This is a genomic window from Comamonas trifloxystrobinivorans (assembly GCF_043359985.1).
GTDB lineage: Bacteria > Pseudomonadota > Gammaproteobacteria > Burkholderiales > Burkholderiaceae_C > Comamonas > Comamonas trifloxystrobinivorans.
Window position 1 is genome coordinate 219,324 of sequence record NZ_JBHZGV010000004.1, and the last position, 19,945, is coordinate 239,268.

The following is a 19,945-nucleotide window of genomic DNA, read 5'->3' on the forward strand; positions in this document are numbered from 1 at the left end:
AGCCAAACCGCCGGCATTTGCTGCGATCGCAGGCGCTGGCTGAAAGGGGTGGAAGGACATCCTGAACAGCCAAACGCCAACAGCCTGCGAGAGCTGTGCGGTGAATCTTTTGGTTTAGCGGGCTGTGAAAGCGTCGAAGTGAATAATCGACGCATGTAAATACCTGTTTGGTGTATTCATGTACACATAAGGTGTACAAACCGGCGCCTCGGTATCCGCTACGCGCTGGGCGAACCAGGCAGGGTGATCTCCACCACATCGCCGTTGGTGGGCGTGGCCATCTCGTGGTAGATGTCGTACAGGTACTGGGCCAGTTCGCTGGCGGGCAGGTCGGCGGGCACGGCCAGTTGCAGCGGGGCGCGTTTGCCGTCCTGGCCCACGGCAAAGCAGCGCCAGCCTGCGCTGGAAGGCTCCAGATCAATCACGCGGCCAAAGACATGAAAGCGGTGTTTGGGCATGGGCTGATTATCGGGCGCTGCGCTCACCGCGCTGGTGTTTCCGCTGCCGCTTTGCGGAGGGCTGCGCTCAGCCCGGCTTGCTGAAGCTGCGGCTCAGTTGCTGGCGCTGGATGCGGCGGTGGATGGTGGAGCGGTTCACGCCCAGCAAGCGGGCGGCTTCGGAGACATTGCCGTTGCACTGGGCCAGCACTTGTTCCAGGCTGGCCGCAGGGGCAGGTTGTGGCGTTGCGCTGTCAGCCGCCATCGCCGTGGTGGCTTGCAGCGCATCGGGCAAGTGGGCGGTGTCGATTTGCTGATCGGCCAGAGCAGCGGCGTAGCGCAGCGCGTTGTGCAGCTCGCGCAGATTGCCCGGCCAGTGGTGTGATTGCAAGGCGGCCAGCGCGGTTTCGCTGATCGGCAAATTGCATCCCAGATGGGCGAGCATGCGTTTGGCCAGCGTACTGATATCGCTGCGCTCACGCAGTGCGGGCAGGCGCAGCTCGGCAGCGTTCAGGCGGTAGAGCAAATCGCTGCGGAAGCTGCCGGCTGCAGCCAACTCGGCCAGCGGGCGGTGCGAGGCCGAGATCACGCGAATATCAACCTTGCGCGGTGCGCGTGCGCCCAAGGGCGTGATTTCTGATTCGGACAATACGCGCAGCAGTTTGGCTTGCAGTGTGAGCGGCATGTCGCCAATTTCGTCGAGGAACAAAGTGCCGTGATCAGCCGCTTCGATCAGGCCGGGCCGGCCTTTGCTGGCGCCGCCGGTCCAGGTGCCGGGCAGGTAGCCAAAGAGCTCGCTCTCCAGCAGGGCCTCGGGGATGGCCGCGCAGTTGATGGCGATGAAGGCCCCGCTTCGGCCGCTGGCCGCGTGCAGGGCGCGGGCCAGAAATTCTTTGCCACTGCCGGTTTCGCCCTGCACCAGAATCGGCAGATTTTGCGGAGCCAGCTTGGCGGCTTTTTGCAGTACCTGGCGCACGGCAGCATCGCCCGTATCCAGCGCTTGCAGAGCGGGTTGCAAGCTGGGGCGGCTGGTGGCGGGTGCACGGCTGCGCTCTTGCGGCGCCAATGCCAAGGCAAACCAGATGCTGCCATCGCGGGCGCGCAAGATGCGCTCCAGCGCGGGCCGGTCGCGCATCAGCAGCGGCAGCTGGTTGGTGTCTACATCGAAAAAATGCGACAGCGGTTTGCCCGCCAGCAATTGGCGTTGGCGCCAGTCGAGCCCGGCGCTGGTGGCCAGCATGCGGGCGCCGGCATGCGTCATGGCGCGGATGCGGCCACGCGGGTCGATACTGAGGGTGACATCGGTGTCCACATCCAGAAAATCGGGCGATTGCGCCAGGCGCAGCACCCAGTCGGAGCCCGATTGCGCCATCAGGTTGGCCAGCTCCACGCGGCGTGCGGCGGCTGTCACCAAGTGCAGTGCCATTTGCTGGCTGGCGCGTTCGGCGGGCGAGCGCAGGAGCGACAAGTCGAGCACCGCTGCCAGTTCGCCTTGCAGGTTGTAGATGGGCGCGGCCGAGCAAGACAGCGTGGTGTGCGTGAAGTTGAAATGGTCGCTCTGGTGCACGGTGATCGCTTCGCCAGTGGCCAGACATGTGCCTACGGCCGAGGTGCCGGCCGTGTCTTCGCGCCACTGCGCGCCCAGGTACAGCCCGGCGTTGCGCAGGTCGCTGGCGTGGCGGTCGTGGCCGAGAAAATCTACCGCCACGCCATGCTGGTCGGCGAGCAGCAGCACGTAATCCAGGCCCTTGAGCTGTTGGTACAGGCGCTCCAGCCCGCTGCGCGCAATGTGGATCAGTGGCTCCGATTCCTCTTGGTGGGCGCGCAGCTGGCCGGCGGGCACGATGTGCGCGTCGCTGGTGTGGCTGGGGTCGAGTCGGTGCTGGTCTATGCAGCGGCGCCAACTGCCGAGCACGGCGCGGTCGCGCTCTTGGCCGTGCAGCGGATAGCCCATGCCAAAGGCTTCGAGTTCCTGGACGTGGGCGCTATAGCTTTGCACTGGCATGGCGGGTCTCCTGCAAACACCTGGGCGATTCTGGACCAGCCCCCGGGCGCTGCCAATGAAGAGTAACCCGCAACACGTGGTGCAGTGCAAAAGCGCTGATGCAACAGGTGTTGCATTTGCTGCGCCAGGGCTTGTTGCCAGCCGCTTGCAGGCAAACCCGCAATGCGGCCGCAGCTCGCGAGGAGGTTGCAGCGCAGCATGGCCGCTTGGCACAGGCTTTGCAAAAGCAGTGGCGTGCCGCCCTTGGGCAGGCGCAACACAAGCAACAAGGAGACAAGACATGACTGCAACAACGCCCGCCGCCACGGCGCAGGCCGTGCTCGATCAACTCAACCAGGCCTTGGCCCGGCGCGATTTTGCTGGCGCGAGCCAGCTGTTTGCCGAAGAAAGTTTCTGGCGCGATCTGGTTCTGCTCACCTGGAACCTCAAAACCCTGGAAGGCCAGGCGCAGATAGCCGACATGCTGGCTGCGCAGCTCGACGCGGCCGCGCCCGTGGTGTTCAGCCTGGACGAGCGCGAGACGGTGGAAGAGGCCGACGGCGTGATCTCCGCCTGGCTGGTGATCGATGTGCGCCACGCACGCGGTGTGGGCCATTTGCGCATCAAGGACGGGCACATCTGGACGTTGCTGAGCGCGGTGCAGGAGCTCAAGGGTTTTGAAGAGCCGCTGGGCACGCGCCGCCCCATGGGCGCAGAGCACGGCATTCGCCGTGGCCGCAAGACCTGGCTGGACCACAAGCAGGACGAGGCCGCCGAACTGGGCCTGAGCCGCCAGCCCTATGTGTTGGTGATTGGTGGCGGCCAAGGCGGTATTGCGCTGGGTGCGCGGCTGCGTCAGTTGGGTGTTTCGCACATTGTGATCGACCGCCAGCCACGCCCGGGCGACCAATGGCGCAACCGCTACAAATCGCTCTGCCTGCACGATCCCGTCTGGTACGACCACCTGCCTTATCTGCCTTTCCCCGACAACTGGCCCGTGTTCGCGCCCAAGGACAAGATTGGCGATTGGTTGGAGATGTACACCCGCGTGATGGAGGTGAACTACTGGTCGTCCACCAACTGCTTGAACGCGCGTTTTGACGAGGCCAAGCAGGAGTGGGAAGTGACGGTGGAGCGCGAGGGCCGCCAGATCGTGCTGCGCCCCAAGCAGCTGGTGTTTGCCACCGGCATGTCGGGCAAGGCGAACATCCCGAAAATCAAGGGGCAGGATGTTTTCAAGGGCGACCAGCAGCACTCGTCGCAGCACCACGGGCCCGATGCTTATGCGGGCAAAAAAGTGGTGGTGATCGGTGCCAACAACTCGGCCCACGACATTTGCGCAGCGCTGTGGGAGCACGGGGCGGATGTGACCATGGTGCAGCGCTCGTCCACGCACATCGTGCGCTCGGATTCGCTGATGGATATTGGCCTGGGCGATCTGTATTCGGAGCGCGCAGTGGCCAGCGGCGTGACGACGAAGAAGGCCGACTTGATCTTTGCATCGCTGCCTTACCGCATCATGGCCGACTTCCAGGTGCCCGTGTACGACCGCATCCGCGAGCGCGACGCCGAGTTCTACCAGAAGCTGGAGGACGCCGGTTTCATGCTCGATTTTGGCGACGACAATTCGGGCCTGTTCATGAAGTACCTGCGCCGAGCCTCGGGCTACTACATCGACGTGGGCGCCTGCGATCTGGTGATCGACGGCAGCATCCAACTGCAAGCGGGCAAGAACAAGGACATCAGCCATTTGACGGAAGACGCCGTCGTGCTGACCGACGGCACCGTGCTGCCCGCCGACCTGGTGGTGTACGCCACCGGCTATGGCTCGATGAACGGCTGGGTGGCCGATCTCATCAACCAGCAAGTGGCCGACAAGGTGGGCAAGGTCTGGGGCCTGGGCTCGGACACCACCAAGGACCCTGGCCCTTGGGAAGGCGAGCAGCGCAACATGTGGAAGCCCACGCAGCAGCCGCAGCTGTGGTTCCACGGCGGCAACCTGCACCAGTCGCGCCACTATTCGCTGTACCTGGCGCTGCAGCTCAAAGCGCGGCAAGAAGGGCTGCCCATGCAGGTTTACGGCCTGCAGCAAGTGCACCATTTGCGCTGAGCGTCCAAGTCTTGTGTCCCGGGGGCCCGTGCCCCTGGCGTCCAGGCGCGGTCATCCATGGTGGCCGCTCTGGGCGTGGCCAGCGCGATTTCACTTGCTATCGGGCCTGGCGAAGCCGCGAGTTGGGGATGTACAACATTGCTTGCTAGCACAGCCATGGATGCCTTCAGCTGTGGAAGCAGACCGACAGCGCTGGGGCTGCGCCAATGCCAGAATCGCGGCATGGCCCAGAAAGACCTAGCGCTGCTGCAAAAGGTGCAGCACAAACTCAACCCGTTCCGCCCCTTTTACAACGCGACCCAGCTGTGGCTGGGGGCCGATGGTTTGCGCATGAGCGCGGCCATGTCGTTCTACGGCATGCTGAGCCTGGCGCCTTTGCTGTTGCTGCTGGTGGGCGTGATGGGCTGGTGGCTGGACCGCTCGTATATCGAGAGAAATCTGATCCACCAGGTGGAAGACATCATGGGCTCGCAGGTGGCCAGCGTGGTGAGCGGCGCGTTGAGCAGTGCACAGACGCCGTCGCAGGGGCTGATAGCGTCCTTGGTCGGTTTTGTCATGCTGCTGTCGGGCGCAACCGGTGTGTTTGTGGAACTGCAAACCTCGCTGGAGCGTTTGTGGAACCACGGTGTGGAAAGAGACACAAGCGGTGCGCCCTGGTGGTGGTCTTTGCTGCAGCGTTTGCGCGGCCTGGGCTATATCCTGGTGCTGGGCTTTTTGATGCTGATCTCGCTGGTGATTACCACCGTGCTGAGCATGACTACGCGCTGGGCTGGCACGGTACTGCACATCGAGGCGCCGGGCATTTTGCTGGGCGTGGTGAACGAGGCGGTGTCTTTCATCATCACGGTGACGCTGTTCGTCGGCATGATGCGCATTGGCACGGGCGACAAGCCGCGCATGCGCTACCTGGTGGCTGGCGCTGCCATTGGTGCGCTGCTGTTTACCGTGGGCAAGCAGGTGCTGGCCTGGTATTTGTCGACCGCAGCGGTGGTGTCGGCTTACGGCGCAGCAGGCTCGCTCGTGGTGCTGCTGATGTGGATCTATTTTTCGTCCGCCATTTTGCTGTTTGCCGCCAGCTGCGCACGCGCCTTGGACAACGCCGATATCGCCTTGCATGGCCGCAGCGGACCAAGCTCTGAGCCAGAGCCCGAGCAGCCTGCGCAAAGGCCTGCTTCTGGCGAAGCGGCGACGGTGGATTTTCAGATTTAGCTAGCGCACAGCGCGCAAAAAAGCCCCGTTCTGCAGCACTGCAGTACGGGGCCTTTTGTCAGCTTGGCGTGATCAGGCGATTTTCATGGTGCCGGTGTCCAAGTAGCGCTGGTGCCAGGACAGCGCTTCCGTCAGGATGTGCGGCGTGTGCAGACCGGCCGAGCGCTGCATCGAGCGGTCGAAATAGTCGTGCAGCATGGGGCGGTAGTCCGGGTGGGCGCATTTGTCGATGACGACCTTGGCGCGCTGCTTGGGCGAGAGGCCGCGCAGGTCGGCCAGGCCTTGTTCGGTGACGATGATCTGCGTGTCGTGCTCGGTGTGGTCCACGTGCGAGCACATGGGCACGATGCAGGAGATGCTGCCTTCCTTGGCGATCGACGGCGTGACGAAGAACGACAGGTAGCCGTTGCGCGCAAAGTCGCCGCTGCCGCCGATGCCGTTCATCATGCTGGTGCCCATGATGTGGGTGGAGTTGATGTTGCCGTAGATGTCGGCCTCGATCATCGAGTTCATCGCGATGATGCCCAGGCGACGCACCAGCTCAGGGTGGTTGCTGATTTCTTGCGGGCGCAAGATGATGCGCTCGCGGTAGAAATCGATGTTGTCCTCGAAGTCTTTGTACGCGGCCGAAGACAGCGAGATGGCGGTGGCCGAGGCCTTGCTCATTTTGCCGGCGCGCAGCAGGTCGAGCATGCCGTCTTGCAGCACTTCGGTAAAGCCGAGCAGGTTCTCGAAAGGACCGGTCAGCAGGCCGGCCAGCACGGCATTGGCCACGTTGCCCACGCCCGATTGGATGGGCAGCATTTGCTGGGGCAGGCGGCCCATTTTCATCTCGTGCGAGAGAAAGTCGATGATCGATGCGGCGATGGTGTTGGAGTTGGCATCGGGCGCGGCAAACACGTTGTCGCGGTCGCCCTTGTGGGTTTCCACCACGGCCACGACCTTGCTCAGGTCGACCTTCAGGTAGGCCTCACCAATGCGGTCGTCGGCGTTGGTCATGCTGATGGGCATGCGGCGCGGCGGGATAGCCGTGCCGTAGTAGATGTCGTGCATGCCTTCCATGGCGACCGGCGGCTTGGTGTTCACCTCGAGGATCACCTTGTCGGCAATCTCCAGCCAGGTTTTGTTGTTGCCCACGGCGGTGGAGGGGATCAGCAGGCCGTCGGCGGTGATGCCGAGCACCTCGACCACGGCCATGTCCATGTGGCCCAGAAAGCCGAACCAGGCGTGTTGCGCCACATGCGAGAGGTGCATGTCGATGAAGTCGATCTCGCCGGCATTGATGGCTTTGCGGGCGATGGGATCGGTGTTGAACGGCAGGCGCTGGCCCATGGCCTGGGCCGAGGCCATGGCGCCGTCGCACTCGGCGGCGGTGGAGGCACCGGTCCAGACGTTGATCTTGTAGGGCTTGCCGGCAGCGTGCGCGGCCTTGGCATGTGCGGCAATGGCTTGCGGCAGGGCCTTGGGGTAACCGGCGCCGGTAAACCCGCTCATGCCCACGTTGGCACCATCGGGGATCAGGGCAGCGGCTTGTTCGGCCGACATGATACGGTCGTGCAGCGAGCTGCAGCGCACGCGGTCATTCAACGACATGGGGAGACTCCAATACGATGTTTTCGTTCTACGGAAACCTGGGTGTGGCCAGCGACTGCTGGCAAGCGGCAGCCAGAAAAGCTGTGCCTGCACGGCGCACACCCCAACCCTGCGCGGCCTGGTGGGCCGCGGCAAAAGTCGGCGAATCTTAACAGTCGTTGCCCCCGAAACCACCGTTTTTTGGCGAATACCCGACTTGTGGAAAAGTGGTACTGCGGCACACGGTATTTTTGCTGCAGCGCAGCAAAATCAGCGCAGTAAAAAGCCCGGCATGGCCGGGCTGCTTGTGGATAACTGGGCGAAACGGCTGCGCCGCCCGCGTCAGTGCTTGCTGCCGCGATTGAGCAACTGGTAGAGGATGATCGCGCCAAAGGTAGCGGTACCGATGCCGCCGAGGGCAAAGCTGCCGAACTTGAGCGTGAATTCGCCGGTGCCGATGATCAGCGTGATGGCGGCCACGATGAGGTTCTTGTTCTGCGAGAAGTCAACCTTGTTCTCCACCCAGATTTTGGCGCCGGCCACGGCGATCAGGCCGAACACCACGATCGAGACCCCGCCCATGACGGGCAGCGGAATCGCCTGGATGAGCGCGCCGAACTTGGGCGAGAAGCCCAGCAACAGGGCAATCAGGCCAGCCACCATGAAGACGGCGGTGGAGTAGATGCGGGTGGCGGCCATGACGCCGATGTTCTCGGCATAGGTGGTGACGCCGGTGCCACCCACGCTGCCGCTGACCATGGTGGCCACACCGTCGCCAATGAAGGCGCGGCCCATGTACTGGTCGAGGTTCTTGCCAGTCATGGCGGTGACGGCCTTGATGTGGCCCAGGTTTTCGGCCACCAGAATGATGACGATCGGCACGATCAGAACCATGGCCGGGGCGCTGAACTGCGGCGCAGAGAAGTGCGGCATGCCCAGCCAGGGGGCGGCGGCCACGCCCGACAGATCGACCGGCTTGCCCAGGCCCAGGCCGTTGGTCAGCGCCGCGTAAACCAGCGATGCGACGATCAGGCCCACCAGAATCAACAGGCGCTGCACCATGCCCCGCGCCACCACGGCCACCAGGCCAATGCTGACAAAGGTCATCGCTTGCATCCAGCTCTCGAAATTGTTGCTGGCCATTTTCTGCACCGGCACGGCCGCCAGGTTCAGGCCGATCACCGCCACGATCGCACCGGTCACCACCGGTGGCATGAAGCGCTCGATCCAGCTGGTGCCCACCGCCTGCACGACAAAGCCGACCAGGGTGTAGACCAGGCCGCAGGCAATGATGCCGCCCAGCGCCACGCCGATGTTCGGGTTGAGGCCCGAGCCGCTGTAGGCGGTGGCGGCGCCCACTACGCTGATAAAGGCAAAGCTCGAACCCAGGTAGCTGGGCACGCGCCCGCCGGTGAGCAAAAAGAAGATCAGGGTGCCGACACCGCTCATCAAAATAGCGACATTCGGGTCAAAACCCATCAAAATGGGCGCCAGAATCGTCGAGCCGAACATGGCGATGACGTGTTGTACGCCCATGACCGAGGTTTGTGGCCAGGGCAGGCGCTCGTCGGGCGCGACAACATCGTCGGCGCCTGGGCGCACTTCGCGCCAGCGGGGAAGAAAAGAGTCAGACATGGTGGTGCGGCAGGCGCGCCGGGCCGGCACAGGGGTGCCAGCGGGCGGCCTCAAGAGCAGAGGTGCTGCATCATAGTGAATTTGGCAACAATTGTTGAGAGAGGGAAACTCTTTAAAAGCGGCTGCCCGCTGGTAGGCTGGCGTGGCAAGGGCCAGCCCGGCAGAGGCTGTGCAGGTGAGCGTCGACGAACTAACCGAATTACGTGGTCTCTGCCATGACTGGCATCATGCGGTCTGGCAATGGATAATTAAACAGACATTGAAAACGCATATGGTGTGCTGCAAACAACAGCACACCGGCTTTGGAGGGTGTAACCATGAACTGTGTGCAATGCGGCGAAGCACTGCCCGCAAGCGCCAAATTCTGCAAAAAATGTGGCTGCAAGGTCGCGGCGGCAGTACCGGCGGCGAGCACCGCCCCGGCGGCCAGCCTGGCCTCAAGCCCGGCCGCCACCCCTGCAGCCAGCCCGATCACTGGTGCCAGCGCCAGCCCGGCAGCCGCAACTGTTGCGACGCCGGTAGCCAGCTCAGCCCAGGCACCTGCCGCTGCTCGCGGCCTGCCAGCTGCACCCACCGCCGCCTACAGCACCTGTCCCGATTGCGGGGCCTTGTGCAAAGGCGATGCGCGTTTTTGCAACAAATGCGGTTGCCGCTTTGAGGAGGCGCCCAATTTTGAAGACACGCGCCGCGACCTCAAGACCCCGCTGAGCCCGCAAGAGGAAAAAGCCATTCTGGTGTTTGGCAATGTGCAAGACAGCAATGCGCCGGCGCCAGACCGCCATGGTGAGCGCATCGACACCAGCCCGGCCATGGTGATTGGCGGCAGCACGGCAGGCACCGTGGCCGCACCGCCGAGCCTGCGCGCTGCTGAGCCGGCCAGTGCCGAGCTGGACCAAGATTGGCTGAAATCGGGCAAGACCGAGCCGAGCAGCAGCAAGGCAGCCAGCGCTGCCGGCCTGGCCGCCGCAGTAGGAACACTGGCTGCTGGCCAAGCGGCGGGCACCACATCTGCCGCGCCAGCCCCGGTGCAGCCACGCGCCAGCGGCAACAACGCGCCACGCAACCCCATGCCCACGGCACCGGCTGCTTCGGGCGGCTCGGGCAAGTGGGTGGCTTTGGGCGTGGTGGCTTTGGCCGCCGTAGTGGGTGGTGGTGCTTGGTGGTGGAACACCCAGGGCAAGTTCAAGACCGGCCCGCAAACCGCAGGCACGCCCAGCGCTGCCCCCGCGCCAGCGGCCCCAGCGGCACCGGCCGTGGTGGCTGCGCCTGCCCCCGCACCCGCGGCCTTGCCCGCCGATGCTGCGCTGGCACCGAACGAAACCATGGAGCCCGCCAAGCCCGCCGTACCGGCCATGCCCGAGGTGAATGCGCCAGCACCGGCACCGGCCGTGGTGGAGGCCCCTGCGGCAGCAGCTGCCCCCGCCGAGGCGGCAGCGCCCAAACCGGCACCACGCAAGCCGGCGCGCAAACAGACTTTGGATGATTTGTTGAATTGAAGGAGAGAGAGAAGTGAAGGCTATGTTCAAAATTTCTGCGCTGATGTCTGCCGTGGTGCTGGCCGGTTGTGTGGCCCCGCCCCAAGAGCCGGCACCCGCGCCCGCGCCGGCATCGGTGCAAGTGGAGTGCGGCGTTGCATCGCCACCGGGCTGCCGCGAGCCCGCCGTGGCGCCGGTCTACACCGATTGGGCAGCCAAGATGAAGGCCGAAACCCAGGCCGCTGACGAGCTGCGCCAACGCGCGGTGGAGGCCATGGCCAGCTTGCCGCCCAAGCAACGCATTGAGCACAGCGAGACGCTGACCACCGAGCAGGCCTTTGTGTCGCCCCAGGCCAAGGCTCCGCACAATGTGCAGGTGCTCGACTCGGTGGTGATCGATCTGCCCTGGGCCGCCAAGTCGCGCCAGGAGCACAAGGACGCGATGACCGCGATCAAGGACATCGCCACGTTGATGGCCGACAACCGGGGCAGCGCCACGATCTATGTCACCGTCTCGCCGCGCGATTTGCGCGCCAAGAAGGTGAACCTGAAATCGGGCACGGCACCGACGGAGGCGGGCAACCCGGTCGAGGTCAAGAAATCGGCAGACAAAAACGTGGCGCCAGGCATTGAGCACTTTGTGATTCAAGCCAAACCCTGGCCCGGCAGACTCGACTGATCAGGAGGCAAGGCATGCTGAAACAAGCGCAATTCAAGTCAATTGACTTCGGTCAGTTGCTCCGCAGTACCGAAGGATTGACGCAGTGGCGTTCGATGGGGCTCATGTTTCTGACCTTGCTGGTGAGCGGCCTGCTCTTTGGCTTGGGCACGCGCTTGGGCATTGCCGGCATTTTGCTGCTGGGCTTGGTGGCGGCCGTGGTGTCTGCTGCTGGTACGGCGGCGGTGGGCATCATGCTGCTCGACAAGGCCAAGAACCTGGAGCCGCGCTCGCTCAAGGACGCTTTCATGGCCGGCCTGGCCTGTGTGCCCAAAGTGATTCTGTATTTGCTGCTGCTGGTGGCGCTGTTCATTGCGCTGTTTGTGGTGGCGGCCATCCTGTACTACGTGTGCAAGATCCCGTTCATTGGCCCCGTGCTGCTGTTCTTTGTGCACCCGGCGCTGGTGTTGCTGGCCGCCTCGGTGTTCATCGTGCTGTTCTGGCTGGTGGCGCCGATCCTGATGCCCGCGCTGTGGGACGGCCGCAGCCTGAAATCGGCCATCAGCCTGGTGCTGGCGGTAGCGCGTGAGCGCCTGATCCAGGTGGTGGTGATGGTGCTGATCCTGTACATGCTGCTCGGCGTCATCTACCTGGTGCTGACCAGCGGTTTCGTGCCCGGCTTCATGATGATGAGCGGCCTGGCCGGCGGCATCACCGGCGGCAGCAGCATGCTCATGGGCTTGGGTGGCGGTTTTGGCGGCATGGGCAACATGCATGCCATGGGTGGCTCGGTGGGCGCCGTGGTGGCGCTGGCGCTGTCGAGCCTGGTCATCATGTCGGTGGTCATGGCGCTGCTGATGCAAGTCATGTTCATGGGCTACAACCTGATCTATCTGCTGGCTACCGAAGGCCTGAGCGACACCGCCACCGAAGCCAGCCTGCAGGCCGGCATTGCCAAGGCCCGCGAAAAAGCGCGCCAGGCCCAAGAGAAAGCCCGCGAAGCCGCCGACAAGGTGCGCCAGGCCGCGCACAACGCTGCAGCGCCTGCAGCAGGCCAAGAGCAGCCAGCGCCCGGCGCGGCAGCACAAGTGCCAGCACCCGTGGCCACCCCGGCAGCAACGCCTGTGGATATCTTTGGCTCCGCGCCAGTGCCTGCTCCCGCTCCTGTGGCGGCACCAGCAACGGCCCAGGTTCCGCCTGCGGCACCTGTCAGCACGCCCACGGCCAGCCCGGTGACTGCTGCTCCCGTGGTGGCGCCTGCCGCAGCAGCCGTAGCCGCCACCGGCTTGGCAGCGCAAGCGGCGGCCAGTGCAGCCTCGGGCGTAACGGTTGCGCCGGTGACGCCTCCAGTGGCTGCGCCAGTGGTGCCGCCCGTGGTCGCGCCAGTACCGGCCCCGACGCCTGCACCGGCTCCCATTGCGGCTCCAGTTGTGGCTCCGGTGCCTACGCCAGCGCCCGCACCGACGCCTGCGCCGGTGACGCCGCCAGTGGTTGCGCCTGCACCAGTACCAGTCCCTGCGCCAGCTCCTGTTCCCGCACCGGCTCCAGTGCCAGCCCCGGCCCCGGTGCCAGCGCCTGCTCCGGCTCCCCAAGCCGCACCAGCGGCTGCGGCCCTGCCGCGCTGCAACAGCTGCTTTGAGGTGGTCGGCAAGGACGACATGTTCTGCGAGCACTGCGGCAACAAGCTGCACTGATGGACGCCAAGCCGTCAGGCACACTCCAAACAGGGGCGCTTCGGCGCCCCTTTTTGCGAGCGGCTGTCAGCCGGGGCGCCGGTATTGGTAAAAGAGTGTTGCCATTGCAGCGCTTTCCCGGCAAAAGCGGCGAGGCGGGGCGGTGATTCGTGCCAAGCAGGTTACACTTTGCCGATTACAGTCCTGTCCATCCATCGGCTCTATCTATCCATGTCAGCTGAAACGACGCAACGCAGCGGTTTTGATATGAAAAGCGCCCAGTTGCCGGTGGTCGCATTTGCTCTGCGCTCCACGGACACTGCGCAGCTGGCGAGCGAGTTCACCGAGCGCTTTGGCAGCGATTCCACTTTTTTCGACAACGATCCGGTGCTGATCGACCTGGCGCAGCTGCGCGAGGCCGACGAAGCCATCGATTTCCCCGCCCTCATCGCCTTGCTGCGCCAGTACCGCACCACGCCGGTAGCAGTGCGCGGCGGCAGTGCTGCACAAATGGCCCAGGCGCATGCCGCCGGTCTGGCCGCCGCGCCCGAAGCACCGCCCGTGCGCCGGGCTGAGCCGCAAGAGCCCGAGGTGCGCGAGGTGATCCACGAGGTCGAAGTCGTCAAAGAGGTGCAGCTGCCTGCCAAAACCACCGTGTTGGTGGATAAGCCCATGCGCTCGGGCCAGCAGGTGTATGCGGCGGGCAGCGATGTGGTGGTGAACACCATCGTCAGCTATGGGGCCGAGGTGATAGCTGACGGCAACGTGCATGTGTATGGCCCGCTGCGTGGCCGTGCGGTGGCGGGGGCGCGAGGTGATACATCGGCGCGCATTTATTGCACCTGCTTTGAACCGCAACTGGTCTCGATTGCCGGTATCTACCGTACAGTCGATGCGGATCTGCCGCCCGAAGTGGCCGGTAAACCGGCCATGGTGCGGCTGGATGGCGAAAAACTGCTGATCGAGCCGCTCTAGGCGGCGCAGGCTTGAGGGGATGCCCGCCCGGGCTTTGAACAATTGAGGACGTAAAGGGAACGGATCGAAAGATGGCAAAAATCGTCGTTGTAACTTCCGGCAAAGGCGGAGTTGGTAAAACCACCACCAGTGCAAGCTTTGCGGCCGGTCTGGCATTGAGCGGGCACAAAACCGCGGTGATCGACTTTGACGTCGGCCTGCGCAACCTGGACCTGATCATGGGCTGCGAGCGCCGCGTGGTCTATGACCTGATCAATGTGATCCAGGGTGAGGCCAACCTGAACCAGGCGCTGATCAAGGACAAGCAGCTCGACAACCTGTACATCCTGGCGGCTTCGCAAACCCGCGACAAGGAAGCGCTGACGCAAGACGGCGTCGAGAAGATCCTCAAGGATCTGGCGGGCATGGACTTTGAATACATCATCTGCGACTCGCCCGCTGGCATTGAAAGCGGCGCGCTGATGGCCATGCACTTCGCCGACGAGGCGCTGGTGGTGACCAACCCTGAGGTCTCTTCGGTGCGCGATTCGGACCGCATCCTGGGCATGCTCAGCTCCAAGACCAAGCGCGCGGTGGAAAGCGGCACTCCCATCAAGGAGCACCTGCTGATCACGCGCTACAACCCCAACCGCGTGCAGGACGGCCAGATGCTGTCGCTGGAAGACATCCAGGACATTCTGCGCATTCCGCTGATCGGTGTAATCCCCGAGTCCGAATCGGTGCTGCAGGCCTCGAACCAGGGCACGCCCGCTATCAACCTGGCCAACACCGATGTGTCCGAAGCCTATAAAGACGTGGTGTCGCGCTTTCTGGGCGAAGACAAGCCGATGCGCTTTACCGACGCGCAAAAGCCGGGCTTCTTCAAACGTATTTTCGGGAGGTAAGCGGTATGTCCCTGCTGTCCCTGTTTCTGGGTGAAAAGAAAAAGACGGCCTCGGTCGCCAAAGAGCGCCTGCAGATCATTCTGGCGCACGAGCGCACGGGCCGCAGCAACAACCAGCCCGATTACCTGCCGGCGCTGCAAAAAGAGCTGATGGCGGTGATTGCCAAGTACGTGTCGGTGAATCCGGATGACGTGCGGGTCAATCTGGAGCGCCAAGACAATCTCGAAGTCCTCGAAGTCAAGATCGAGCTGCCAGAGAAATAGCAAGGTCCAGGGGATTTCCGGTTTGCACGGGTGTTGTGCCGGATGTTGTCGCTGGTGCGGGTTTCAGCAGTCTTCGTTTTGAGATGGCGATATGAACCCGTATGCGTTGTTGCTGGGCCTTGCCGTACACGTGTACTGTCTGCGCCCCAGACGCCTAGCCTACGGATTCATCTCGCCATTGCAGTGGAAGCTAAGAGTGCTCTGCTCGCTGCCAACGTTGCTGTTGGAATGCCGAATACCTGACTAGCTCCAAAACAAACGCGACCTTCGGGTCGCGTTGTTGTTGGGGATAAGTCGGTGGAAAACGGCAGCTGGCGCTGGCCGGAGCCTGCTTATCCAGCGACTTGTTCACATTGCCGCACTTGCCCCCGTACTTATGCACCGCCTTCGGCGGGTTTGTCGTAGGCGTGGGCTTTCCAGTATTTGAACGTGCCTTGGGCGGTGGCCAGGATGCGGCGCTCTGCGTCGTAGATATTGGCCTGACAGGTGCACAGCGAGCGGCCCTGGTTGATGACCCAGCCTTCGGCCACCAGTGGGCCGCGGCCGGGGTAGATGAAGCGCGACGACATCTCTACCGTGACGGCGGTGCTCGAAGGCGCGCCCGGCGCCAGCACGGCTGCCCGCGACATGGCTACATCGAGCAGCGTCATCAAAATGCCGCCGTGCGCGGCGGGCAGCTGGTTGCACAGCTCTTCGCGCAGATCGGGCAGGTGCACGCGCACGATGCCGTCGTCGAAGTTCGGGTCTTGGCGGGCACCGATCAGACGCAGAAACGGCACGCGGCTGTTCAGGTCTTCGATGCTCATGCGCTGGCGCTCGGGGGCGCTCATCGTGCTCATGCGTTGGCCCGCGCTTCGCGCACCATGTTGCGCGCAATGATGATCTGCTGGATCTGCGTCGTGCCCTCGTACAGGCGGAACAGGCGCACATCGCGGTAGAAGCGCTCAATGCCGTATTCGGCCATATAGCCCGAGCCGCCCAGAATCTGCACCGCACGGTCGGCCACGCGGCCGCACATTTCGGTGGCGAACATCTTGGCGCTAGATGCCTCGGTCGACACGTTCTGGCCGTCGTCGCGGCGGCGAGCGGCATCAATCGTCATGCACTCGGCGGCGTACAGCTCGGCCTGGCTGTCGGCCAGCATGGCTTGCACCAGCTGAAAATCGCAAATCGCCTGGCCGAACTGCTTGCGCTCCAGCGAGTACTGCAGCGCGTCGCGCAGAATGCGCTTGGCGCAGCCCACGGCCACGGCCGCGATGTGGATGCGGCCTTTTTCCAGCACCTTCATCGCCGTCTTGAAGCCGCGGCCTTCCTGCAGACCGATCAGGTTGGCGGCGGGCACCTTGACGTTGTCAAAAATCACGTCACAGGTGTGGGCGCCGCGCTGGCCCATTTTTTTGTCGTACTTGCCAAAGCTGATGCCGGGCGTCTTGGCATCGACGATGAACGAAGACACGCCGCCCGCGCCCTTGTCGGCCGGGTTGGTGCGCGCCATCAGCGTGAACATGCCGGCGTGCGGCGCGTTGGTGATAAAGCGCTTGGTACCGTTGACGATGTAGTGATCGCCCTCTTTGATGGCCGTGGTGCGCAGCGAGGCGGCGTCCGAGCCGGCCTCTGGCTCGGTCAGCGCGAACGAAGCAATCACCTCGCCGGTGGCCAGCTTGGGCAGCCACAGCGCCTGCTGCTCGGGCGTGCCGTCCATCAAGATACCTTGCGAGCCGATGCCGACCGTGGTGCCAATCACTGAGCGGAAGGCGGGCGAGGTCTGGCACAGCTCCAGCAGTACGCGCACTTCCTCTTCCATGGTCAGCTCCAGGCCGCCAAATTTTTCGGGGATGGTCAGGCCGAACAGGCCCAGATCGCGCATCTCCTGCACGATGGCTTCGGGGATCTCGTCGGTCTCGGCCACTTCGTTCTCGGCCGGCACCAGGCGCTCGCGCACAAAGCGGCGCACGCTGTCGAGCAGGGCTTCCAGGGTTTCGTTGTCTCGGATCATGGGAGGCTCTCCAATCGCGGGTTACAGGGTGGCGGCGGTACCAAGAATCGCGGTGGCCTGGCTCGACAAGGTGCCGCCATTGCCATGCGCCAAGGCCAGTTGTGCACCGGCTACCTGGCGTTCGCCGCAGTTGCCGCGCAGCTGGCGCACGGCTTCGATCAAAGCAAAAATGCCGTACATGCCGGGGTGCACGCACGAGAGGCCGCCGCCGTTGGTATTGACCGGCAGGCTGCCGCCGGGCGCGATGGCGCCGCTGGCCACAAAGGCACCGGCTTCGCCCTTTTTGACAAAGCCCAGATCTTCGAGGAAGAGCAAGGTGTTGATGGTGAAGGCGTCGTACAGCTCCACCACATCCATGTCTTTGGCTTGCAGGCCGGCCATGGCAAAGGCTTGCGCGCCCGATTGGCTGGCGGCAGTCACCGTCAGATCGGGCATGGAGGAGATCTGGCGGTTCCAGCAGGCCGTGGCATTGCCCAGCACGTAGATGGGCGCGTTCGGGCCTTGCTTCGCGTCTTCGGCGCGGCTGAGCACAAAGGCGCCGGCGCCGTCGGTCACCAGGCAGCAATCGCGCACGGTGAAAGGGTCGGCAATCGGGCGGGCCTTGAGCACGTCTTCGATCGTCAGCGGATCGCGCATGAAGGCTTCGGGGTTCTTTTGCGCCCATTGGCGGGCAGCCACGGCCACGGCGGCCAGTTGCTCGCGCGTGGTGCCGTACTGGTGCATGTGGCGCGCTGCGGCCATGGCATAGGCCGAGACGGGCATGACCGGATCAAACGGGTGCTCGAACAGCTGCGGGTCCATGAACTTGCGCGCCGCTGTGGATTCCTTGCGGCCGAAAGCGGCCGAGCGCTGTGCGCTGCCGTAGCAGACCAGCACGTGATTGCACTGGCCCGCCTCCAGCGCCATGATGGAGGGCAGCAAATGGGCGATAAAGCTGGAGCCGCCCACCATGGTGCCGTTGACGTAGTTGGGGTTGATGCCCAGGTGCTCGATCACCGGCATCGGCCACATGGTGGCGTTGACGCTGCAGGTGGCCAGGCCGTCAATATCTTGCATGCTCAGGCCGGCATCGGCCACGGCAGCGTGCGCGGCGCGTGCCAGCAGCATCATGTCGTCAGAGCCGGGCGCCTCGCCGCAGCCGTAGGTGGCAACGCCGCTGATGGCGGCCTTGCCGCGCAGCGCGCGCAGGCCATTGCTGGTGTGTACTTGTGCCATGGTTGTCCTTGTCTTTTCTCTTTATGCGGCCTTGAATACCACCAGGCCCTTGCCGCCCTGCTGCACGACCTCGGCCTGCACTGCCATGCCAATCTTCACTTCGGCTGGCGCCACGCCCTCCACGCGGCTCATCATGCGTGGGCCCTCGGCCAGGTCGATCAGCGCCACGTTGTAATCGCCGCCGGCATCGGGCTTGCGCCGGATCACCGTGGTCGAGTACACGGTGCCTTTGCCCGAGGGCTGTTCCCAGGCGAGCTGGTCGCTGCCGCAATGCGGGCACAGCTCGCGGGGGTAAAAAATGGCCTGCTGGCAGGCTTTGCAGCGCTGGATTTCGAACTTGCCTGCATCCAGGGCTGCCTGGTATTGGCTTGACATCGACGGTGTCATTGCAGAGTCTTTCTTCGTGTAAAGGCGGATGGTCGAGCATGGGCGATATCGCCTGCTGGCGCAATTATTGGTTGCGGAAGAGGGGGTTTGTCAGCACTTGATCAACCCAGGAGACAGGGCCGCAGCCGGGCGGCCATCCGGGGAAGCACTATCAGGGTTTCCCGGGCTTTGGCAATGGCGAAGACATGGCTTCATAAAGGCAAAAGCCCCCAGGCTGGAAACCACTAGGATGCATAGCTTTATTACAAGAGACGGAGACAGACAATGAAGAAATCCATGGTTGCACTGGCATCGATGTTCGCCTGCCTGGGCGCTGCCCAGGCGCAGGGCATTTCGGGCGATGTGGTGAAAATTGCCGTGCTCAGCGACATGTCCAGCCTGTACGCCGACACGGCTGGCAAGGGCTCGGTCGAATCGGCCAAGATGGCGATTGCCGACTTTGGCGGCACCGTGCTGGGCAAGAAGATCGAGCTGGTCTTTGCCGACCACCAGAACAAGGCCGACGTGGCATCGACCAAGGCGCGCGAGTGGTTCGACAAAGAAGGTGTCGACATGATCATGAACATGAACAACTCGGCCGTGGCCATTGCCGTCAACGGCCTGGCCCGCGAGCGCAACAAAACGATCATGAACACCGGCGCCGTCTCCACCGCGCTCACCAACGAGCACTGCGGCCCCACGCTGGTGCACTACACCTATGACACCTATGCCATGACCAATGCCGCCGTCAAAGGCGTGCTGGCGCAAGGCAAGAAAGACTGGTTCATCATCTCGGTCGACTACGCGGCCGGCAAGGCCATGGCCTCCACCGCCACCGAGTTTGTCGAAGGCGGTGGCGGCAAGATCGTCGGCCAGGTGGCGCACCCGCTCAACGCCAGCGATTTCTCCTCTTACGTCACCCAGGCTGCGGCCAGCAAGGCCCAGGTGGTGACTTTGGCCAACGCCACCAACGACACGGTCAACACCATCAAGGCGGCCTACGATTTTGGTCTCACCAAAAACCAGGTGCTGGTGCCGCAGCTCATGTTCATCAACGACATCCACGGCCTGGGCCTGAAGTACGGCCAGGGCATGACCTTTGCCACCGCCTTCTACTGGGACCGTACGCCCGAATCGCGTGCCTGGGCGCAGCGCTATTTCGAGCGCATGAAGAAAATGCCGTCGATGGTGCAGGCCGGCGATTACTCGGCGGTCATGACCTACCTGCAAGCGGTCAAAGAGGCGGGCACGGACGACGGCCTGGCCGTGGCAGCCCAGCTCAAAAAGATGAAGATCAACGACGCCTTCTCGCAAAACGGCTATGTTCGTGAAGACGGCCGCATGGTGCACGACATGTATGTGGTGCAGGTGAAAAAGCCCGAAGAGTCCAAAGCGCCGTGGGATTACTACAAGGTGCTGTCCACGATTCCGGGCGACGAAGCCTTCCGCCCCTTGAGCAAATCGACCTGCTCGCTGGTCAAAAAGTCCTGAAC

17 protein-coding genes are annotated in these 19,945 nt (G+C 63.6%); 9 read left to right on the forward strand and 8 right to left on the reverse strand.

What is annotated here, in order from left to right:
- Nucleotides 1–218 precede the first annotated feature (218 nt).
- Together ACFIQF_RS05880 and ACFIQF_RS05885 are read right to left on the reverse strand one after the other, a co-directional pair.
- Complete coding sequence (locus tag ACFIQF_RS05880; protein ID WP_393941018.1) at nucleotides 219–458, reverse strand: DUF7661 family protein; 240 nt, start codon at nucleotides 456–458, stop codon at nucleotides 219–221.
- Nucleotides 459–525: 67 nt separating this feature from the next.
- On the reverse strand, nucleotides 526–2,442 hold the full coding sequence (locus ACFIQF_RS05885; protein ID WP_393941020.1) for a sigma-54-dependent Fis family transcriptional regulator: 1,917 nt from the start codon (nucleotides 2,440–2,442) through the stop codon (nucleotides 526–528).
- A 280-nt stretch (nucleotides 2,443–2,722) separates the two neighbouring features.
- Here ACFIQF_RS05885 and ACFIQF_RS05890 point away from each other — a divergent pair, with 280 nt between their 5' ends.
- Nucleotides 2,723–4,531 carry an NAD(P)/FAD-dependent oxidoreductase gene (locus ACFIQF_RS05890; RefSeq protein WP_393941021.1) on the forward strand — a complete coding sequence of 603 codons (1,809 nt, stop codon included), beginning with the start codon at nucleotides 2,723–2,725 and terminating at the stop codon, nucleotides 4,529–4,531.
- A 222-nt stretch (nucleotides 4,532–4,753) separates the two neighbouring features.
- A complete protein-coding gene (locus ACFIQF_RS05895; protein ID WP_393941023.1) occupies nucleotides 4,754–5,740 on the forward strand; it encodes a YihY/virulence factor BrkB family protein in 987 nt (328 codons plus the stop codon).
- A gap of 72 nt (nucleotides 5,741–5,812) precedes the next feature.
- On the opposite strand, the gene scpC is transcribed toward ACFIQF_RS05895, so the two are convergent.
- Both scpC and ACFIQF_RS05905 read right to left on the reverse strand, forming a co-directional pair.
- Nucleotides 5,813–7,333: a succinyl-CoA:acetate CoA-transferase ScpC gene (gene scpC, locus ACFIQF_RS05900; protein WP_393941025.1), complete on the reverse strand. Its 1,521-nt coding sequence runs from the start codon at nucleotides 7,331–7,333 to the stop codon at nucleotides 5,813–5,815.
- Between the two features lie 321 nt (nucleotides 7,334–7,654).
- On the reverse strand, nucleotides 7,655–8,947 hold the full coding sequence (locus ACFIQF_RS05905) for a solute carrier family 23 protein (protein ID WP_393941027.1): 1,293 nt from the start codon (nucleotides 8,945–8,947) through the stop codon (nucleotides 7,655–7,657).
- 317 nt (nucleotides 8,948–9,264) lie between these two features.
- On the opposite strand from ACFIQF_RS05905, the gene ACFIQF_RS05910 reads away from it, so the two are divergent.
- The 6 genes from ACFIQF_RS05910 (at nucleotide 9,265) to minE (ending at nucleotide 14,875) form a co-directional block, all read left to right on the forward strand.
- A complete protein-coding gene (locus ACFIQF_RS05910) occupies nucleotides 9,265–10,443 on the forward strand; it encodes a double zinc ribbon domain-containing protein (protein ID WP_393941029.1) in 1,179 nt (392 codons plus the stop codon).
- A gap of 22 nt (nucleotides 10,444–10,465) precedes the next feature.
- On the forward strand, nucleotides 10,466–11,101 hold the full coding sequence (locus tag ACFIQF_RS05915; RefSeq protein ID WP_393941031.1) for a hypothetical protein: 636 nt from the start codon (nucleotides 10,466–10,468) through the stop codon (nucleotides 11,099–11,101).
- Nucleotides 11,102–11,115: 14 nt separating this feature from the next.
- Nucleotides 11,116–12,774, forward strand: a complete 1,659-nt coding sequence (locus ACFIQF_RS05920) for a hypothetical protein (RefSeq protein ID WP_393941032.1) — start codon at nucleotides 11,116–11,118, stop codon at nucleotides 12,772–12,774.
- 210 nt (nucleotides 12,775–12,984) lie between these two features.
- A complete protein-coding gene (gene minC, locus ACFIQF_RS05925; protein WP_393941033.1) occupies nucleotides 12,985–13,728 on the forward strand; it encodes a septum site-determining protein MinC in 744 nt (247 codons plus the stop codon).
- A gap of 71 nt (nucleotides 13,729–13,799) precedes the next feature.
- On the forward strand, nucleotides 13,800–14,612 hold the full coding sequence (gene minD, locus ACFIQF_RS05930) for a septum site-determining protein MinD (protein WP_393941035.1): 813 nt from the start codon (nucleotides 13,800–13,802) through the stop codon (nucleotides 14,610–14,612).
- Between the two features lie 5 nt (nucleotides 14,613–14,617).
- Nucleotides 14,618–14,875 carry a cell division topological specificity factor MinE gene (minE, locus tag ACFIQF_RS05935; RefSeq protein ID WP_393941037.1) on the forward strand — a complete coding sequence of 86 codons (258 nt, stop codon included), beginning with the start codon at nucleotides 14,618–14,620 and terminating at the stop codon, nucleotides 14,873–14,875.
- A gap of 374 nt (nucleotides 14,876–15,249) precedes the next feature.
- Here the strand turns inward: minE and ACFIQF_RS05940 are convergent, their stop codons facing one another.
- From ACFIQF_RS05940 to ACFIQF_RS05955, 4 genes are read right to left on the reverse strand one after another with little or no spacing between them, the layout of a single operon-like run.
- Entirely contained in the window at nucleotides 15,250–15,705 is a 456-nt protein-coding gene (locus tag ACFIQF_RS05940) for a PaaI family thioesterase (protein ID WP_393941198.1), read from the reverse strand.
- Between the two features lie 5 nt (nucleotides 15,706–15,710).
- Nucleotides 15,711–16,871 carry an acyl-CoA dehydrogenase family protein gene (locus ACFIQF_RS05945; RefSeq protein ID WP_393941039.1) on the reverse strand — a complete coding sequence of 387 codons (1,161 nt, stop codon included), beginning with the start codon at nucleotides 16,869–16,871 and terminating at the stop codon, nucleotides 15,711–15,713.
- A gap of 21 nt (nucleotides 16,872–16,892) precedes the next feature.
- Nucleotides 16,893–18,086 carry a thiolase gene (locus ACFIQF_RS05950; protein ID WP_393941041.1) on the reverse strand — a complete coding sequence of 398 codons (1,194 nt, stop codon included), beginning with the start codon at nucleotides 18,084–18,086 and terminating at the stop codon, nucleotides 16,893–16,895.
- Between the two features lie 21 nt (nucleotides 18,087–18,107).
- On the reverse strand, nucleotides 18,108–18,473 hold the full coding sequence (locus tag ACFIQF_RS05955; protein ID WP_393941043.1) for a Zn-ribbon domain-containing OB-fold protein: 366 nt from the start codon (nucleotides 18,471–18,473) through the stop codon (nucleotides 18,108–18,110).
- Between the two features lie 264 nt (nucleotides 18,474–18,737).
- Between ACFIQF_RS05955 and ACFIQF_RS05960 the strand changes: the two genes are divergently transcribed.
- Nucleotides 18,738–19,943 (forward strand): ABC transporter substrate-binding protein, encoded by a 1,206-nt coding sequence (locus ACFIQF_RS05960; protein WP_393941045.1) that lies wholly within the window; start codon nucleotides 18,738–18,740, stop codon nucleotides 19,941–19,943.
- Nucleotides 19,944–19,945 lie beyond the last annotated feature (2 nt).

Excerpts from the sequence above, each read along its gene's own strand:
- ACFIQF_RS05880 (WP_393941018.1), bottom strand. The coding sequence starts at position 458 with ATGCCCAAACACCGCTTTCATGTCTTTGGCCGCGTGATTGATCTGGAG.
- ACFIQF_RS05885 (WP_393941020.1), bottom strand. The coding sequence starts at position 2,442 with ATGCCAGTGCAAAGCTATAGCGCCCACGTCCAGGAACTCGAAGCCTTT.
- ACFIQF_RS05890 (WP_393941021.1), top strand. The coding sequence starts at position 2,723 with ATGACTGCAACAACGCCCGCCGCCACGGCGCAGGCCGTGCTCGATCAA.
- ACFIQF_RS05895 (WP_393941023.1), top strand. The coding sequence starts at position 4,754 with ATGGCCCAGAAAGACCTAGCGCTGCTGCAAAAGGTGCAGCACAAACTC.
- scpC (WP_393941025.1), bottom strand. The coding sequence starts at position 7,333 with ATGTCGTTGAATGACCGCGTGCGCTGCAGCTCGCTGCACGACCGTATC.
- ACFIQF_RS05905 (WP_393941027.1), bottom strand. The coding sequence starts at position 8,947 with ATGTCTGACTCTTTTCTTCCCCGCTGGCGCGAAGTGCGCCCAGGCGCC.
- ACFIQF_RS05910 (WP_393941029.1), top strand. The coding sequence starts at position 9,265 with ATGAACTGTGTGCAATGCGGCGAAGCACTGCCCGCAAGCGCCAAATTC.
- ACFIQF_RS05915 (WP_393941031.1), top strand. The coding sequence starts at position 10,466 with ATGTTCAAAATTTCTGCGCTGATGTCTGCCGTGGTGCTGGCCGGTTGT.
- ACFIQF_RS05920 (WP_393941032.1), top strand. The coding sequence starts at position 11,116 with ATGCTGAAACAAGCGCAATTCAAGTCAATTGACTTCGGTCAGTTGCTC.
- minC (WP_393941033.1), top strand. The coding sequence starts at position 12,985 with ATGTCAGCTGAAACGACGCAACGCAGCGGTTTTGATATGAAAAGCGCC.
- minD (WP_393941035.1), top strand. The coding sequence starts at position 13,800 with ATGGCAAAAATCGTCGTTGTAACTTCCGGCAAAGGCGGAGTTGGTAAA.
- minE (WP_393941037.1), top strand. The coding sequence starts at position 14,618 with ATGTCCCTGCTGTCCCTGTTTCTGGGTGAAAAGAAAAAGACGGCCTCG.
- ACFIQF_RS05940 (WP_393941198.1), bottom strand. The coding sequence starts at position 15,705 with ATGAGCGCCCCCGAGCGCCAGCGCATGAGCATCGAAGACCTGAACAGC.
- ACFIQF_RS05945 (WP_393941039.1), bottom strand. The coding sequence starts at position 16,871 with ATGATCCGAGACAACGAAACCCTGGAAGCCCTGCTCGACAGCGTGCGC.
- ACFIQF_RS05950 (WP_393941041.1), bottom strand. The coding sequence starts at position 18,086 with ATGGCACAAGTACACACCAGCAATGGCCTGCGCGCGCTGCGCGGCAAG.
- ACFIQF_RS05955 (WP_393941043.1), bottom strand. The coding sequence starts at position 18,473 with ATGACACCGTCGATGTCAAGCCAATACCAGGCAGCCCTGGATGCAGGC.
- ACFIQF_RS05960 (WP_393941045.1), top strand. The coding sequence starts at position 18,738 with ATGAAGAAATCCATGGTTGCACTGGCATCGATGTTCGCCTGCCTGGGC.